Origin of the sequence: Bacillus sp. T33-2 (assembly GCF_002860205.1) — a bacterium.
Lineage (GTDB): Bacteria > Bacillota > Bacilli > Bacillales > Cytobacillaceae > T33-2.
Genome location: NZ_PGVB01000013.1, coordinates 134,889 through 150,146, shown reverse-complemented (window position 1 = coordinate 150,146; position 15,258 = coordinate 134,889). Strand labels below are relative to the sequence as shown.

13 protein-coding genes are annotated in these 15,258 nt (G+C 47.7%); 1 reads left to right on the top strand and 12 read right to left on the bottom strand.

The features are described from left to right. Positions 1-159: 159 nt before the first annotated feature. From fsa to CVD19_RS11455, 3 genes are all read right to left on the bottom strand, one after another. A complete protein-coding gene (gene fsa, locus CVD19_RS11465; protein WP_101581997.1) occupies positions 160-804 on the bottom strand; it encodes a fructose-6-phosphate aldolase in 645 nt (214 codons plus the stop codon). 102 nt (positions 805-906) lie between these two features. Next, positions 907-1,764 carry a class II fructose-bisphosphate aldolase gene (locus CVD19_RS11460; protein WP_101581996.1) on the bottom strand — a complete coding sequence of 286 codons (858 nt, stop codon included), beginning with the start codon at positions 1,762-1,764 and terminating at the stop codon, positions 907-909. A 352-nt stretch (positions 1,765-2,116) separates the two neighbouring features. Continuing rightward, positions 2,117-2,485 carry a response regulator gene (locus tag CVD19_RS11455; protein ID WP_101581995.1) on the bottom strand — a complete coding sequence of 123 codons (369 nt, stop codon included), beginning with the start codon at positions 2,483-2,485 and terminating at the stop codon, positions 2,117-2,119. Positions 2,486-2,674: 189 nt separating this feature from the next. Here CVD19_RS11455 and CVD19_RS11450 point away from each other — a divergent pair, with 189 nt between their 5' ends. Then, positions 2,675-3,202 carry a DUF2529 domain-containing protein gene (locus tag CVD19_RS11450; protein WP_101581994.1) on the top strand — a complete coding sequence of 176 codons (528 nt, stop codon included), beginning with the start codon at positions 2,675-2,677 and terminating at the stop codon, positions 3,200-3,202. 56 nt (positions 3,203-3,258) lie between these two features. On the opposite strand, the gene CVD19_RS11445 is transcribed toward CVD19_RS11450, so the two are convergent. The 9 genes from CVD19_RS11445 to CVD19_RS11405 all read right to left on the bottom strand — a co-directional run bounded on the left by CVD19_RS11445 (position 3,259) and on the right by CVD19_RS11405 (position 15,189). Continuing rightward, on the bottom strand, positions 3,259-4,860 hold the full coding sequence (locus tag CVD19_RS11445; RefSeq protein WP_101581993.1) for a CTP synthase: 1,602 nt from the start codon (positions 4,858-4,860) through the stop codon (positions 3,259-3,261). Positions 4,861-5,078: 218 nt separating this feature from the next. Further along, on the bottom strand, positions 5,079-5,654 hold the full coding sequence (gene rpoE, locus CVD19_RS11440) for a DNA-directed RNA polymerase subunit delta (RefSeq protein ID WP_101581992.1): 576 nt from the start codon (positions 5,652-5,654) through the stop codon (positions 5,079-5,081). 112 nt (positions 5,655-5,766) lie between these two features. After that, positions 5,767-5,988: a hypothetical protein gene (locus CVD19_RS11435; RefSeq protein ID WP_101581991.1), complete on the bottom strand. Its 222-nt coding sequence runs from the start codon at positions 5,986-5,988 to the stop codon at positions 5,767-5,769. 191 nt (positions 5,989-6,179) lie between these two features. Beyond that, complete coding sequence (gene icmF, locus CVD19_RS11430; RefSeq protein WP_101581990.1) at positions 6,180-9,446, bottom strand: fused isobutyryl-CoA mutase/GTPase IcmF; 3,267 nt, start codon at positions 9,444-9,446, stop codon at positions 6,180-6,182. After that, on the bottom strand, positions 9,443-10,093 hold the full coding sequence (locus tag CVD19_RS11425; RefSeq protein WP_101582041.1) for a TetR/AcrR family transcriptional regulator: 651 nt from the start codon (positions 10,091-10,093) through the stop codon (positions 9,443-9,445). The genes icmF and CVD19_RS11425 overlap by 4 nt, the downstream gene beginning before the upstream one ends. 195 nt (positions 10,094-10,288) lie before the next feature. After that, positions 10,289-11,428: an acyl-CoA dehydrogenase gene (locus tag CVD19_RS11420; protein WP_101581989.1), complete on the bottom strand. Its 1,140-nt coding sequence runs from the start codon at positions 11,426-11,428 to the stop codon at positions 10,289-10,291. A gap of 412 nt (positions 11,429-11,840) precedes the next feature. Next, positions 11,841-12,971 (bottom strand): acyl-CoA dehydrogenase, encoded by a 1,131-nt coding sequence (locus CVD19_RS11415; RefSeq protein ID WP_101581988.1) that lies wholly within the window; start codon positions 12,969-12,971, stop codon positions 11,841-11,843. Between the two features lie 32 nt (positions 12,972-13,003). Beyond that, entirely contained in the window at positions 13,004-13,858 is an 855-nt protein-coding gene (locus tag CVD19_RS11410) for a 3-hydroxybutyryl-CoA dehydrogenase (protein WP_101581987.1), read from the bottom strand. A gap of 143 nt (positions 13,859-14,001) precedes the next feature. Further along, positions 14,002-15,189, bottom strand: coding sequence for an acetyl-CoA C-acetyltransferase (locus CVD19_RS11405; RefSeq protein WP_101581986.1), 1,188 nt, complete (start codon positions 15,187-15,189; stop codon positions 14,002-14,004). Between the last annotated feature and the right edge of the window lie 69 nt (positions 15,190-15,258).

Sequence of the window (15,258 nt, the reverse complement as noted above, 5' to 3'; positions counted from 1 at the left end):
AAAGTGGTCTTTGGCAGTATTCATTTTCATAGTTTACACGAAATTTCCAGTTTCATGTAATAATATCATAAAAAAATGTAAATTTCATTAAAACGGGAAACGCTGGTTTTATTCCGTGGCAAGAGTTCGAACGTATAAAAATCAGGCAGGCTACAACGGTTACCCGCGTGTATTCCAATCTGCCAGAAATGCTTCTATTCCTTTGTCAGTCAATGGATGCTTGAACAGCTGCATCAGCACTTTTGAAGGGATTGTCGCAATATGGGCTCCACGCAGTGCCGCATCTGTCACATGCTGGGGATGGCGTATCGATGCTGCAATAATTTCGGTTTCAATGCCGTGCACGGCAAAAATGTCCGCAATGGTAGAAATTAAATCCATGCCGTTGTGCCCTATGTCATCAAGCCTGCCAAGGAAAGGCGAAACGTATGTAGCTCCGGCCCTGGCTGCCAGCAATGCCTGGTTGGCGCTGAAAATGAGCGTCACATTTGTTTTGATGCCCTCTTTCGCAAAAGCTGAAACTGCTTTTAAGCCGTCTGGAGTCATTGGGACTTTAATGGTGATATTTGGGGCGACGGCCGCAAGTTCTTTCCCTTCCCTGATCATTCCTTCTGCGTCAAGGGCGATCACTTCTGCACTGACTGAGCCAGGTACAAGCCCGGCAATTTCCTTTAGACGGTCATGGAAAGAAACATTTTTTTCTTTTGCCACCAGGGAAGGGTTTGTAGTGACCCCTGATAAAATTCCTAACTCATAGGCTTCGCGGATTTCATCCATATTCGCAGTATCAATAAAGAACTTCATAAAAGCGCCTCCATTCGACATAATTTTCAATTTTTTTATAATGAAGGAAAACCGCCCCATGCTCATAAGGCGGTTTTCGTTTTTTTACAAGGTTAGTGAGTCTTACGCTCTTCCAGCTGAACCAAATTCACGCATTTTACCGATAACAGTCTCTTTGATTGCATCGCGTGCAGGCCCCAGGTATTTGCGTGGATCATATTCTTCAGGCTTAGCTGCAAGCACTTCACGTACAACTTTTGCCGAAGCGATCTGGTTTTCGGTATTTACGTTGATTTTTGCAGTACCAAGGGAAACGGCCTTCTTGATGTCATGAGTCGGGATTCCTGTGCCGCCGTGAAGAACAAGAGGTACACCGGCAATCTTGTTGATTTCTTCCATTTCCTTGAATCCAAGGTTTGGTTCACCCTTATAGGGGCCGTGTACGGAACCGAGGGCTGGGGCAAGACAGTCGATGCCTGTCCGCTTTACAAGCTCTTCACATTCCTGCACATCCGCATAGATTACGCCGTCCGCGACAACGTCATCTTCCTGGCCGCCAACTGTACCAAGTTCGGCTTCTACAGAAACACCTTTTGAGTGTGCATATTCCACTACTTTAGAAGTAATTTCAATGTTTTCTTCGAAAGGATGGTGGGAAGCATCGATCATGACGGACGTAAATCCAGCATCAATCGCTTCTTTACACTTATCAAAGCTAGAACCATGGTCGAGGTGAATCGCAACCGGGACGGTAATTTTATAGTCTTCCATCAGGCCTTCAACCATTTTCACAACGGTCTTGAAGCCGCCCATATAACGTCCTGCACCCTCGGATACACCAAGGATAACCGGAGATTTTTCAGCTTCTGCTGCCTGCAGGATAGCTTGAGTAAACTCGAGATTATTCAGGTTGAACTGTCCAACTGCATAGCCTTCTGCATTTGCTTTCTTCAGCATGTCAGTCATTGAAACTAAAGGCATGTTTTTTTCCTCCTTAAGAAAAGATCATTTTCCTTTTGACCGGACTTTCCATTTTAAGGGTTTCCTTCTCGGCTGTTGATTATGTACCCGGAACGGTTGTTGTCAAAACGAAGAATCATCTTGTGGAATTCATTAGTATCATACCAGAATAAAAACAGAATTGCCATTGTGATACTACGGTTTTTGCAACTGTCATAAAATCGCTATAAAGAAAACGTTGCCATGCCGTCCCCTGAAAAAAACGGGAACGATTCGAGGTTATGATGTTGTTGTGCGCGGCTGGAGACCCTGGAGCCGAGTGAAAACGTTTAACAAAAAATCCCGCCTGAATAACGGGATTTTGGGTTGGAAGTTAAATGGTAACACGCAAATATTTTTTTACAGCAGCCCTGATATCGTCAATGTCAAACGGTTTGGCAAAATGTGTGAGGGCACCAAGATCCATTGCTTCCTGGATCATATCAAGCTCCCCGTATGCTGTCATGATGATGACTCGGATATCCTGTACCAGCACTTTCAATCTTTTTAAAATTTCGATCCCGTCCATGCCCGGAATTTTCATATCTAGTAGGACAAGGTCAGGTGAATGTTTTTTTACGATATCCAATGCCTGGACTCCGTTGGCAGCCTGAAATGTTTCATAGCCCTCCTTTTGCAGCACTTCGTTGAGTAAAATTCGTATCCCAAACTGGTCATCAACAATTAAGATTTTTTCTTTCATGCCGCGTACCACTCCCTTATGGATTCCTTATGATGTAAATCTTCGCTTTTATGTATGTATATAAGTAACTTCGACACATTCCTTATAATTCCTTCTCCTTTTAATGTGAAATGTTTTTGGGAAGCTGATTTTTACGTTATGTGTTCGTTTGTTTTATAATGGAATAATGATGTTTTGGAGGCGATCAAGTTGATTAAGATGTTTTCAACGCAGTTGACGGGTATTTTTAAAAGACTGCAGGAGAAACAGGAATTTGCAATTGAAGACGGTGCCAGGCTGCTTGCCCAGGCATCGGCAGGCGAGGGAAACATTTTCATTTATGGTAAGGCTGAAATGGCAGCTGTCCCTTTTGAAGCGGTGGAAGGGGCTGAACCTTTATTATCGGCCAAAATATTTAATAATGGCAGCCTTGAAGAATTGACAGACGCCGACAGGGTGCTGATCATTGCCCGAAAATCGGATGACGAAGATGCGGTTGGAATCGCAGAAGCTTTGGTGGGAAAACGAATTCCGTTCGTGGCTGTGTCAACCGCTGTTCCAGAAGCTGCAGAAGAACTCAGCCTTCTTGCGGATGTCCATATCGACCTTGGCATGAAAAAAGGGCTGCTCCCTGATGAACACGGCAACCGGGTGGGAATGCCCACATCGATTGCTGCCTTATTTGTCTATTTCGCGCTAAAATTTACAGTTGAGGAAATTCTCGAAGAGTATGCTTGAATGGATTGGCGAAAAAAAGAGTGCTCGCATTTTCGTATGCGGGCACTCTTTTCTTATTATTCCTTTGATTTTAGAGAGGCTTCGACAAAGTCCCTGAATAATGGCTGCGGGCTAGTCGGCCTTGATGTGAATTCTGGATGGAACTGGCTTGCCACAAACCATGGGTGGTCCTGTACTTCAATAATTTCCACGAGGCGTCCGTCAGGGCTTGTCCCTGAGAAAATAAAGCCTGCCTCTTCCATCGCCTGGCGGAACTGGTTGTTAAATTCATAACGGTGGCGGTGACGCTCGTAAACTACTTCATCGTCATAAGCGGCAAACGCTTTTGATCCTTCAGTCAGTTTACATGGGAAAAGGCCAAGCCTTAGTGTGCCGCCAAGGTCTTCGATATCCTTTTGTTCAGGAAGAAGGTCGATGACCGGATACGGTGTATTTGGCGCAATTTCTGCAGAATGCGCTCCGTCAAGTCCCAGTACGTTCCGCGCAAACTCGACAGATGCCAGCTGCATTCCAAGGCAGATGCCAAAGAACGGCTTTTTCTGCTCACGCGCGTAACGGATGGCTGAAATCTTCCCTTCAATTCCGCGGTCGCCAAACCCTCCCGGAACAAGGATTCCATCTGCATCATCCAGCATTGCGGCAACATTTTCATCATTCACTTCTTCTGCATTGATCCATTTAATTTCGATGTCTGTGTCAAAAGCATAGCCGGCATGCCGCAATGCTTCGACGACAGAAATATAGGCATCCTGCAGCTCAACGTATTTCCCGACAAGGGCAATGCGTGTTGTTTGGCTCAAGTTAAGAACTTTATCGACGAGGGCTTTCCATTCATTCATATCAGCAGTGCCGCACTGGAGCTTGAGGTGCTGGCAAACAATCTGGTCAAGATTCTGCTCCTGCAGCGCGAGAGGGACAGAATACAATGTTTCAGCATCCCGGCACTCGATGACTGCTTTAGGGTCAATATCACAAAACAGGGCGATTTTATCCTTCATGTCTTGTGAAATCGGCATTTCGTTACGTACTACAATTACATTTGGCTGGATTCCGAGGCTGCGCAGTTCTTTTACGCTATGCTGGGTCGGTTTCGTCTTCATTTCGCCGGCAGCTTTAATGTAAGGAACAAGTGTACAGTGGATGTACATCACATTGTCACGGCCAATATCGCTCTTGATCTGGCGGATCGCTTCCAGGAACGGCAGCGATTCGATGTCGCCGACAGTGCCTCCGATTTCGGTAATGACTACGTCTGCACCCGTTTCTTTTCCTGCGCGGAAGACTCGTTCTTTAATTTCATTCGTAATATGCGGGATAACCTGTACTGTGCCGCCGAGATAATCGCCGCGGCGTTCTTTTCGCAATACTGTAGAATAAATTTTTCCAGTTGTGACGTTGCTGTACTTGTTCAAATTAATGTCAATGAAACGCTCGTAATGGCCGAGATCCAAATCTGTTTCCGCTCCGTCGTCCGTTACGAAAACTTCCCCGTGCTGATACGGGCTCATCGTTCCCGGATCCACGTTAATATACGGGTCAAATTTCTGGATGGTGACTTTTAAACCCCTGTTTTTCAATAATCTCCCAAGGGATGCTGCGGTGATCCCTTTTCCAAGTGACGATACGACACCGCCCGTCACGAAAATATACTTTGTCATTTGTGGATTCCCCCTCATCAAACAGTGTGTGCAATTCAGCTGTTGTTTACTGAATATATGTTAAAATTTTTTTCCATCGGCAGGCATCTGCCCAAAAAATAAAAAACGCCCCGCCTACAATATGTAAGGGAGCGTTTTACCGCTTTTAATATGTTCGTTCCTTTTTAAAGGAGCCCAAAAATGATTCTACCGTCCAGTAGCGTAAAAGTCAAGCTGTTTTACAGCTCTTCTTCTTCGTCCCCGTCAAGCTCTTCTTCTTCAAGCTCGTCGTCTGCATCATCATCAATGTCGAACTCGTCCTCCACTTCCTCAAGCTCGTCGTCATCACCCAGGAGATCGTCATCCACGTCTTCAAGGTCTTCCAGTTCGTCTTCATCATCAAGAAGATCGTCGTCGTCATCAAGATCGTCTGCATCGTCGAACAGTTCTTCTTCCTCTACCTCATCATAATCAGCCAGATCAAGATCATCCTCATCGACAACCTTCTTGGCCTTTTTCTTTTTCGGTTTTGCAGCGGCGACTGTCTCTTCTTCAGTCTGGTCAACAGGATACCAGACGCGCAATCCCCAGCGGTTCTCACCAAGAGCAAGAAAACGTCCATCTATATTCAAATCTGTATAAAACTGTACCATTTTTTCATTGGTTTCTGTCTCACTGAGGTCAAGGAGGGCAGCCATTTCAGCGATCAGGTCTTTAAAAGAAATTGCCTGTTTCTTTTCATTCAACAATTCATAAGCGACTTCAATTAAAGACATTTCCTGCAGCTGTTCCTTTGAGTACTGGTCTAAACTCAATATTCGCACTTCCTTTCACTAATACACTCCATTCAGAGCACTACGTCCGAAAATAAGGAATATCTCCCAAAAATGCATATTCTTCATTATAAACAAATTCCTACTGTTTATGCTAGTTTAATCTGTTGTTTCGGCCTGTTTTTTCATATGTATCAGTGTTTGCGTCACCCTGGTCCTGTTTAAGCTTCTTTTCCCTGGACATCAGGTTCACGGAAAGGGTGAAGAAAAAGATGGACAGGATAAAAAACGATACCGCCCCAAGCTGCCTATGATATAAATATAATAAAACCGCTGCGGCTGCGGCAAATGAAGCAATCTTTAAAATCAGCCTCAATAGATTCACACCCTGTGATCAGTCAATGTTTGAAAAAGCCATCCCTAATTATCTATTTAAATTATAAGCTATACTTTAACATTTTGTATGCAAAAGTTTTTATTCCACAGAGGGACAGCCCATTAATTCAAACATATTCAAAAAGGCTTATAGATTGCCTATAAGCCCTCTGTTTTTTATGCAGTTGTCCCCTACATATTGCGGCGGTACTGGCCGCCTACTTCATACAGGGCCCTTGTAATCTGGCCGAGGCTGGCTGCCTTGACAGTTTCGGTCAGCTCGGCAAAAATATTGCCCCCGCTTACTGCTGTCTGCTTAAGGCGGGCCAGTGCCTGTTCGCACGTTTCTTTATTTCTGCTCTTAAATTGCTCCAGGTTCCTGATTTGTGTTTCTTTTTCTTCCGTTGACGCCCTGGCAATTTCCATGCTGTTAAGTTCTTCTTCTGCCGGAGGGTTTGGATTCAGGTACGTATTTACACCAATGATCGGCAGCTCGCCGGAATGCTTTTTCATTTCATAGTACATTGATTCATCCTGGATTTTTCCGCGCTGATACTGGGTTTCCATTGCCCCGAGCACACCGCCGCGGTCATTGATCCGCTCGAATTCCTGCAGGACGGCTTCTTCGACCAGATCTGTCAGTTCTTCTATAATAAATGACCCCTGAAGCGGATTCTCATTTTTCGTGAGACCATGCTCTTTCGTGATGATCATCTGGATTGCCATCGCACGCCTTACTGATTCCTGGGTCGGGGTCGTGATGGCTTCGTCATATGCATTGGTATGCAGGGAATTACAGTTGTCATGCAGTGCCATCAACGCCTGGAGCGTGGTGCGGATATCATTGAAATCTATCTCCTGGGCATGCAGCGAGCGGCCGGAAGTCTGGACATGGTATTTGAGCTTCTGGCTTCTGTCGTTGGCGCCATATTTTTCTCTCATGACCGTTGCCCAAATGCGGCGGGCCACCCGGCCAATCACCGTATATTCTGGATCAAGCCCGTTCGAGAAGAAGAAAGACAGATTGGGAGCAAAATGGTCTATATGCATCCCCCTGCTCAAATAGTATTCCACATACGTAAAGCCGTTTGCGAGCGTGAAAGCAAGCTGTGAGATCGGGTTCGCCCCTGCTTCAGCGATGTGATAGCCTGAAATAGAAACAGAATAATAGTTGCGTACCTTCTGGTCGATAAAATATTGCTGGATATCCCCCATCATCCTTAGCGCAAACTCTGTTGAGAAAATGCAAGTGTTCTGCCCTTGGTCTTCTTTTAAAATATCAGCCTGGACAGTTCCCCTGACAGTTTGCAACGTATATGCCTTTACTTGTTCATACTCTGTTTCAGATAACTCACGCCCAAGCTCCGCCTGCTTTTTCTCCACCTGCTGTTGAATCGCAGTGTTGATGAACATCGCAAGTATGATTGGCGCCGGTCCGTTGATCGTCATCGATACTGATGTTGATGGGTGGCACAAATCGAAGCCGGCATACAGTTTTTTCATATCATCCAAGGTACAGACACTGACCCCGCTTTCACCGACCTTACCGTAAATATCCGGCCGGTAATCCGGGTCTTCACCGTAAAGTGTGACCGAATCGAATGCCGTGCTCAATCTCTTTGCCGCGTCATCCTTTGAAAGATAGTGGAAGCGGCGGTTTGTCCGCTCCGGAGTCCCTTCACCCGCGAACTGCCGTTTTGGATCCTCGCCTTCGCGCTTGAAAGGGAAAACGCCTGCTGTATACGGGAAGGAACCAGGCACATTTTCACGGTAAACCCATCTCAGTATCTCACCGTAATCCTTATATTTCGGCAGGGAAACCTTCGGGATTTCCAGGCCAGAGAGGCTCTTTGTCTTTAGTGTCGTGACAATTTCTTTGTCCCTGATTTTTGTTGTGAACTGGCTCGCAGAATATTTATCCTTTAATTGTTCCCAACTGGCGAGGACATTTTTTGACTCCGGCGTCAGCCTTGATTCTATTTCTTTTTTGACGGCTTCAAGAGAGTTGAGGACTTCCCCGTTCATCTCCCGTTCTTCCACTGCTTCAATCGCGCCTTCTAGCTGGAATAGCCTGCGGGCGAGCTCAGCCTGCTCCTCCGCTTTTTTATGATAATTCCTGACCGTCTCGGAAATTTCACGTAAATAGTAGCGGCGGTCATTTGGAATGATGATGTTCTGCTTTTCAACAACCGCGCTTGTTGAAAAAGACGTGGACCAATCAGTTCCGGCTTTTTCATTGACTTTATTGACCAATGCCGCAAACAGGGCATTTGTACCAGGATCGTTAAACTGGCTGGCGATCGTTCCATAGACAGGCATGTCTTCATACTCTTTATCAAAAAGCATATGGCTGCGCTGGTATTGCTTCTGGACCTGGCGCTTCGCGTCCTCGGAGCCCTTCCGTTCAAATTTGTTGATGACGATTAGATCGGCAAAGTCGATCATATCGATTTTTTCCAGCTGGGACGGCGCTCCGAACTCACTCGTCATTACATAAAGGGAAACGTCACAAATATCCGTGATTTCAGCGTCACCCTGGCCGATCCCGCTTGTTTCAACGATGACAAGGTCGAAACCGGCGGCTTTTACGACGGCAATCGCATCTTTAATCGCCAGGGAAAGCTCTGTTTTTGACTTTCTTGTTGCGAGGCTGCGCATGTACACCCTCGGAGAAAAAATCGCATTCATGCGAATCCGGTCACCGAGGAGGGCCCCGCCCGTTTTTTGCTTGGTTGGGTCTACAGACAGGACTGCAACCCGTTTTTCCGGTATCTCATTAATAAAACGCCTGATCAGTTCATCGGTCAATGAGCTTTTTCCGGCCCCGCCAGTCCCGGTAATGCCGACGACTGGTACGGATTTGGCAAGCGACCTGACTTTCTCCATGACAACCTCGGCACCTGCAGCAGTTTCTGATCCGGCGTGGACATGCTGCTCAGCGAGGGTGATCAGTTTTGCAACTTCGGCCGCATCACCAGTCTCCAAATTTTGAATCTGCTCAGCAGTGCTTGCGGAAATGGTTGAGAAATCACATTCCTTCATCATCAGCGTGATCATGCCCTGGAGGCCCAGTTTCCTGCCATCCTCTGGTGAAAAAATCCGTGAGATACCATAATCATGAAGCTCTTTAATTTCTCTCGGAATGATGACCCCGCCTCCACCGCCGTAGATGCGGATGTGGGAAGCGCCCCTTTCCTGCAGCAGGTCATGCATATATTTAAAATACTCTACATGCCCGCCCTGGTAGGATGATATGGCGATACCCTGGACATCCTCCTGGATCGCGGCGTTGACCACTTCTTCTACAGAGCGGTTATGGCCGAGATGGATGACCTCTGCCCCGCTGGCCTGGAGAATTCTGCGCATAATATTGATCGATGCATCATGTCCGTCAAACAAGCTTGAAGCTGTCACAAAACGAATGTGGTGCTTTGGCTGGTATGTGTCAACCGCTGTCATGCTTCTCCCCCTGTTCCTTGCTTGATTTTTCCAATCAGTCCTGTAAAAAGCAGCTCTGTCTGCTGCCGGATGTATTCATCCAGAGTGTAGGTCCTCTGCAGTGCCCAGCGGCGGAACCCCCACATTTGGCCCTGGACAAAAATATTATGGGCGACCAGCTTTACCTGTTGCTCGTTTAAGTCCAGTTCGCCATTTTCTACGCAGAGCTGTATGACATCCTCAAACATTTTCACCATTTCCAGTTCTTTTTTTAATACATAAGGCAGTGCGTCCTTAGACAAAGACTTAGCTTCCTGGTACATGACTACAACTTCATCCTGCATTTCATCCATCACCTTGAAGTAGTGGGAAATTGCCAGCTGAAGGTTTTCAAGTGTTCCGAGACTTGTCCCAATGTCTTTTCGGAGGCGGTTTTTGACCTGGTCGTAAATAGTGTCACAGACTAAGTACAAAACATCTTCTTTTGTACGGATATATTCATAAAGTGTACCGATGCTAAAGCCCGAAGCCCGTGCAATTTCCCTGGTGGTCGTCCGGTGGAAGCCTTTTTCCTTGAAAAGGGTCACCGCGCCTTTGATCATTTGGTCCCGCCTTTTTCTGACGAGACGCTCATCCTTCACGGATGCCTGCACTTCGCGCTTTTTAATCACGATTAACACCGCCTTTATCTTCGGGAAGCGTTATCAGGGCGGGACTCTCCCGCCCATGATGTAACTTTTTCCGCGGTTGCCTGAGGCCTGCAAAAAACTTGGATTATGGCTGGTGTTCTATTTTGCCAGCCTATATATAATTATGGCTCGCACCTATTCTCTGTCTGCATTCTTGGCATTATGGCTGGTGCTCTATTTTGTCAGCATTCTTGAGATGACGAGGCGCTGGATTTCCTGGGTGCCTTCGTAAATCTGGGTGATTTTAGCGTCGCGCATGAATCTTTCTACTGGATAATCCTTTGTATAGCCGTACCCGCCAAAAATCTGGACCGCTTCGGTTGTAACCTTCATAGCGGTGTCGCCGGCGAAAAGCTTGGACATTGCCGATTCTTTCCCATACGGAAGACCCTCGGACTCAAGCCATGCGGCCTGATAGGTTAATAGCCTTGAAGCTGCGACAGCCGTGGCCATATCGGCAAGCTTAAAGCCGATGCCCTGCTGTGCTGCTATTGGCTTGCCAAACTGGTGTCGTTCCTTAGCATAATCGGTCGCAGCATCAAGTGCGCCCTGGGCAATGCCGACTGCCTGGGCGGCAATGCCATTGCGGCCGCCGTCGAGGGTCATCATCGCGATTTTAAAGCCTTCCCCTGCGCTGCCAAGCACGTTTTCTTTCGGAACCCGGCAATCCTCGAAGATGATCTCCGTTGTCGGCGACGAACGAATCCCTAGCTTCTTCTCCTTCTTGCCGACAGAGAAGCCTGGAAAGTCCTTTTCGATGATGAATGCGGTCGTCCCTTTATGCTTGTTCTCAGGATCAGTTAACGCGAACACGACATAGATATCTGCAATGCCCCCGTTTGTGATGAAAATTTTCGACCCGTTCAAAACATAGTGGTCGCCGTTAAGGTGCGCCGTTGTCCTCATTCCGCCGGCATCCGAGCCGCTGCCTGGTTCTGTCAGTCCGTAGGCGCCAATCTTTTCACCGCGGGCCATCGGTTTTAAGTACTTTTGTTTTTGATCCTCACTGCCAAATTTATAGATTGGCCAGCCGGCAAGTGACGTGTGCGCGGACAGCGTCACACCGGTTGAAGCACAGACGCGGGACAGCTCCTCTACCGCAATGCAGTACGCAAGATAATCGCTTCCGATGCCGCCGTATTCTTCCGGCCATGGTATTCCGGTGAGGCCGAGCTCCGCCATTTTATCAAAAATTTCACGGTCAAACCGTTCCTCCTCGTCACGTTCGGCAGCGGTTGGCGCGACTTCATTCCTGGCAAAATCCCTTACCATTTTTCGGATCATCTCGTGTTCTTCAATCAATTGAAAATTCATCGTTTTTCTCCCCCAGATTGGTTTATTGGCTAAATAAGCAGTTAGTTAGTCTTTTCTGTGCAGCTTTTTGATCATTTTCAGAGAAAATTGATCTTTCGGAAGAAAGTTTAGGTGTAACAGTTAAAAAGAGTTTTCTGATTTTACACATTTTTACATATAAACTTTATTTTGGGTTAAAATTTGATCTTCGCAAGTACGGGCAGTTGCTTCTGAAATACATTTAAGCGAAATTTTGAGTCATATAAGCGAAAAGCAGGGTGAATTAAGCGAAAAACAGGGTGAATTAAGCGAAACTCACGATGATTTAAGCCAAAACCTAGTTCATTTAAGCGAACATACAGAATCAGCGTCACAGCTGGGTACTAGCATAAAACTTGGCTACATCAGAAAGCATCCACTGGAAGAGCAAGTGTTAAAGCTGGTTGCTGATGACGATGCGCTGGATTTCGCTTGTGCCTTCGTAAATCTCCGTTACCTTCGCGTCGCGGAAGTAACGCTCGACAGGGTAATCCTTCGTGTACCCGTAGCCGCCAAACACCTGGATGGCCTCGGTTGCTACATCAACCGCCGTTTTGGAAGCAAACAGCTTGGCCATCGATGCTTCTTTCCTGCATGCAAGCCCCCTCATCCGTAAAGCTGCAGCGCGATAGATGAGCAGCCTTGAGGCTTCTGCCGCCGTTGCCATATCTGCCAGTTTAAAGGCAATCCCTTGCTGGGCGACAATCGGTTTTCCGAACTGATGGCGCTGCCCCGCGTATGTGGTGGCCGCCTCCAATGCTGCTTCAGCGATGCCAAGAGCCTGGGCTGCGATCCCAATTCGCCCGGCTTCAAGGTTTGCCAACGCTATTTTAAATCCCTGACCCTCTTCGCCAAGCAGGTTTCCAGCCGGCACTATTGCATTATCAAAGGTAAGCTGTACCGTCCGAGAGCCGATCAGGCCCATCTTATGCTCGTCTTTGCCGATTACAAGTCCCGGGGTATTTTTTTCAACAATAAATGCTGAAATGCCCTTCGTGCCGGCAGATGGGTCGGTTGAAGCAAACACAATATAGACATCCGCCTCACCACCATTGGTGATAAACACTTTTGACCCGTTAATGGTATAGGAGCCGCCATTTTTGACTGCTCTTGTCTTCAAGCTTCCAGCATCAGAGCCTGAACCGGGCTCCGTCAGGCAAAAGGCACCGAGAAATTCCCCCTTGGCCAGTTTCGGAACATACTTCTGTTTCTGATCCTCGGTTCCGAAATACAATATCGGGTTGGTGGCGACCGACGTATGGACGGACAGGATTACTCCGACTGTCGCACTGACTTTTGAAATTTCATGGATTGCGATGATATAGGAGATAAAATCCATCTCTGATCCGCCATATTTTTCCGGAATCGGAATTCCCATCAAGCCAAGTTCGCCCATTTTTTTTAAAATCCCGGCCGGGAATTCACCGTTCTCCATGTTTTCCACAAACGGGGCGATTTCGGTGCGGGCAAAATCGCGCACCATTTTTTGCATCATTTGCTGTTCCTCTGTAAATCTGAGGTTCATGTTAATCCCTCCATTTGCGGGGCTGTTCCGAATCACTGTTCGTAAACATAGAAACCCCGGCCTGCCTTCCTGCCAAGCCAGCCTGCTTTCACGTATTTGCGGAGCAGCGGGCATGGACGGTACTTGTCATCGCCAAAGCCCTCATGCAAGGTCTCCATAATGTAAAGGCATGTGTCCAGCCCTATAAAATCGGCCAAAGTGAGCGGCCCCATCGGATGATTCATGCCCAGCTTCATCACTTCATCAATCGCTTCTTTTGAGGCGACTCCTTCATAAAGTGTATAAATGGCTTCATTGATCATCGGCATTAAGATGCGGTTCGAAACAAACCCTGGGAAATCATTTACTTCCACCGGAACTTTCTGCAGTGTCATCGTAATGTCTTCAATTGTTCTGTACACTTCATCAGAAGTAGCCAGGCCGCGAATGATTTCGACCAGTTTCATGACAGGGACAGGATTCATGAAATGCATTCCGATCACTTTTTCCGGCCGTTTAGTGGCTGCGGCGATTTCTGTAATTGGCAGTGAGGACGTGTTGGTCGCCAGGATGGTTTCTTGTGGAGCAATTTCATCCAAACGGGCAAATATTTTAGTCTTGATGTCCATGTTTTCAATTGCCGCCTCAATGACAAGGTCGACTTTTGCCGCATCCTCTACATTGACAGAAGGTGCAATCCTGCCGATAATCTCTTCCATGTGGGCTGAATCCATCCGGCCCTTGTCAACCTGCCGGGAGAGGTTCTTTTTGATTACCCCAAGCCCCCGCTGAACAAATTCTTCTTTCAGGTCGTTTAAGATGACGCTGTATCCAGCTTGTGCACAGACGTGGGCAATCCCGGTACCCATCTGCCCGGCACCGATGACCATAATTTTCTCAACCTTCATTACTCTCCCCCCGTTTCATCCATCACTTCATTTCCACTAAGGAAAGCTTCCTCGAAAAATCCTCGCAGGAACAAGCGGTTCTTTGCTTGTTCCGAGTCTACGCATCAAATGGAACGATCAGCTATAACCACACGATTTGGCGTCTACTGTCGGGGCACTTCGATCATGACGGCGTCTCCCTGCCCGCCGCCGCTGCAAATAGCGGCTATTCCGATTCCTCCGCCGCGGCGCCTCAGTTCATGCATGAGGGTAAGGATGACTCGTGCCCCGCTTGCCCCGATTGGGTGTCCGAGGGCGACCGCTCCTCCATTGACATTTACCTTTTCGGGATCAAGGCTGGCTATTTTTCCGCTTGTCAAGGCCACCGCCGCGAACGCTTCGTTTATTTCGAACAAATCGATTTCATCGAGTGCTTTTCCTGTTCCCTTAAGCAACTCGTTGATCACAAGACCTGGCGTTTTTGGAAAATCCTTCGCTTCCACTGCAATCGCCGCATGGCCCAATATCACAGCCTGGGCTTTTTTCCCTTCCCGGGCCGCCCGTTCCTCGCTCATCAGGACAAGGGCAGCTGCACCATCATTGACACCCGGCGCGTTCCCGGCGGTGATGGTTCCATCGGAATTAAATACTGGCCCAAGCTTCGCCAGTTTTTCAATTGACGTATCTTTCCGTGGTGACTCATCATGTTCGACAACGACAGGAGCCCCTTTCCGCTGGGGCACTTCCACCGGTACGATTTCCTCTGCGAGCTTGCCGGCTTCGATGGCCTCAATGGCCCGCTGATGGCTTCGAAGTGCCCACTCATCCTGTTCTTCACGGCTTAATTCCATCTCTTTTGCAACCGCGTTTCCGTAAGTCCCCATATGGACTCCGGTAAAACTGCAGCTCAGGCCGTCGTGCACCATTAAATCCTTAACGGCACCATCGCCCAGCCGCAGGCCCCAGCGCGCTTTCGGCAGCACGTATGGTGCATTGCTCATCGATTCCATCCCGCCTGCGACAATCACCTCTTCGTCACCGGCCCGGATGATCTGGTCTGCAAGCGTGACACTCCTCATCCCCGATGCACAGACTTTATTGATGGTTTCGGTTTTGACTTCCCACGGCATACCCGCAAACCTTGCCGCCTGCCTTGACGGCAACTGGCCCTGTCCACCCTGGAGGACAGTTCCGAGAATGACTTCGTCGACCTGTGAGGCGTCAACCGCTGCGCGTTTTAATGCTTCCTTGACTGCAATGCCCCCGAGTTCGGATGCCGTAAAACTGCTAAGCCCCCCGCCAAATTTTCCAAAAGGCGTTCGGACCCCTGCCAAAATGACCGTTTTCCCCATCTTCCTCGCTCCTTTAGTAATCTATTAATTTTAAATAGTCCAACAAATAACAATAAAAAAATAAACCTG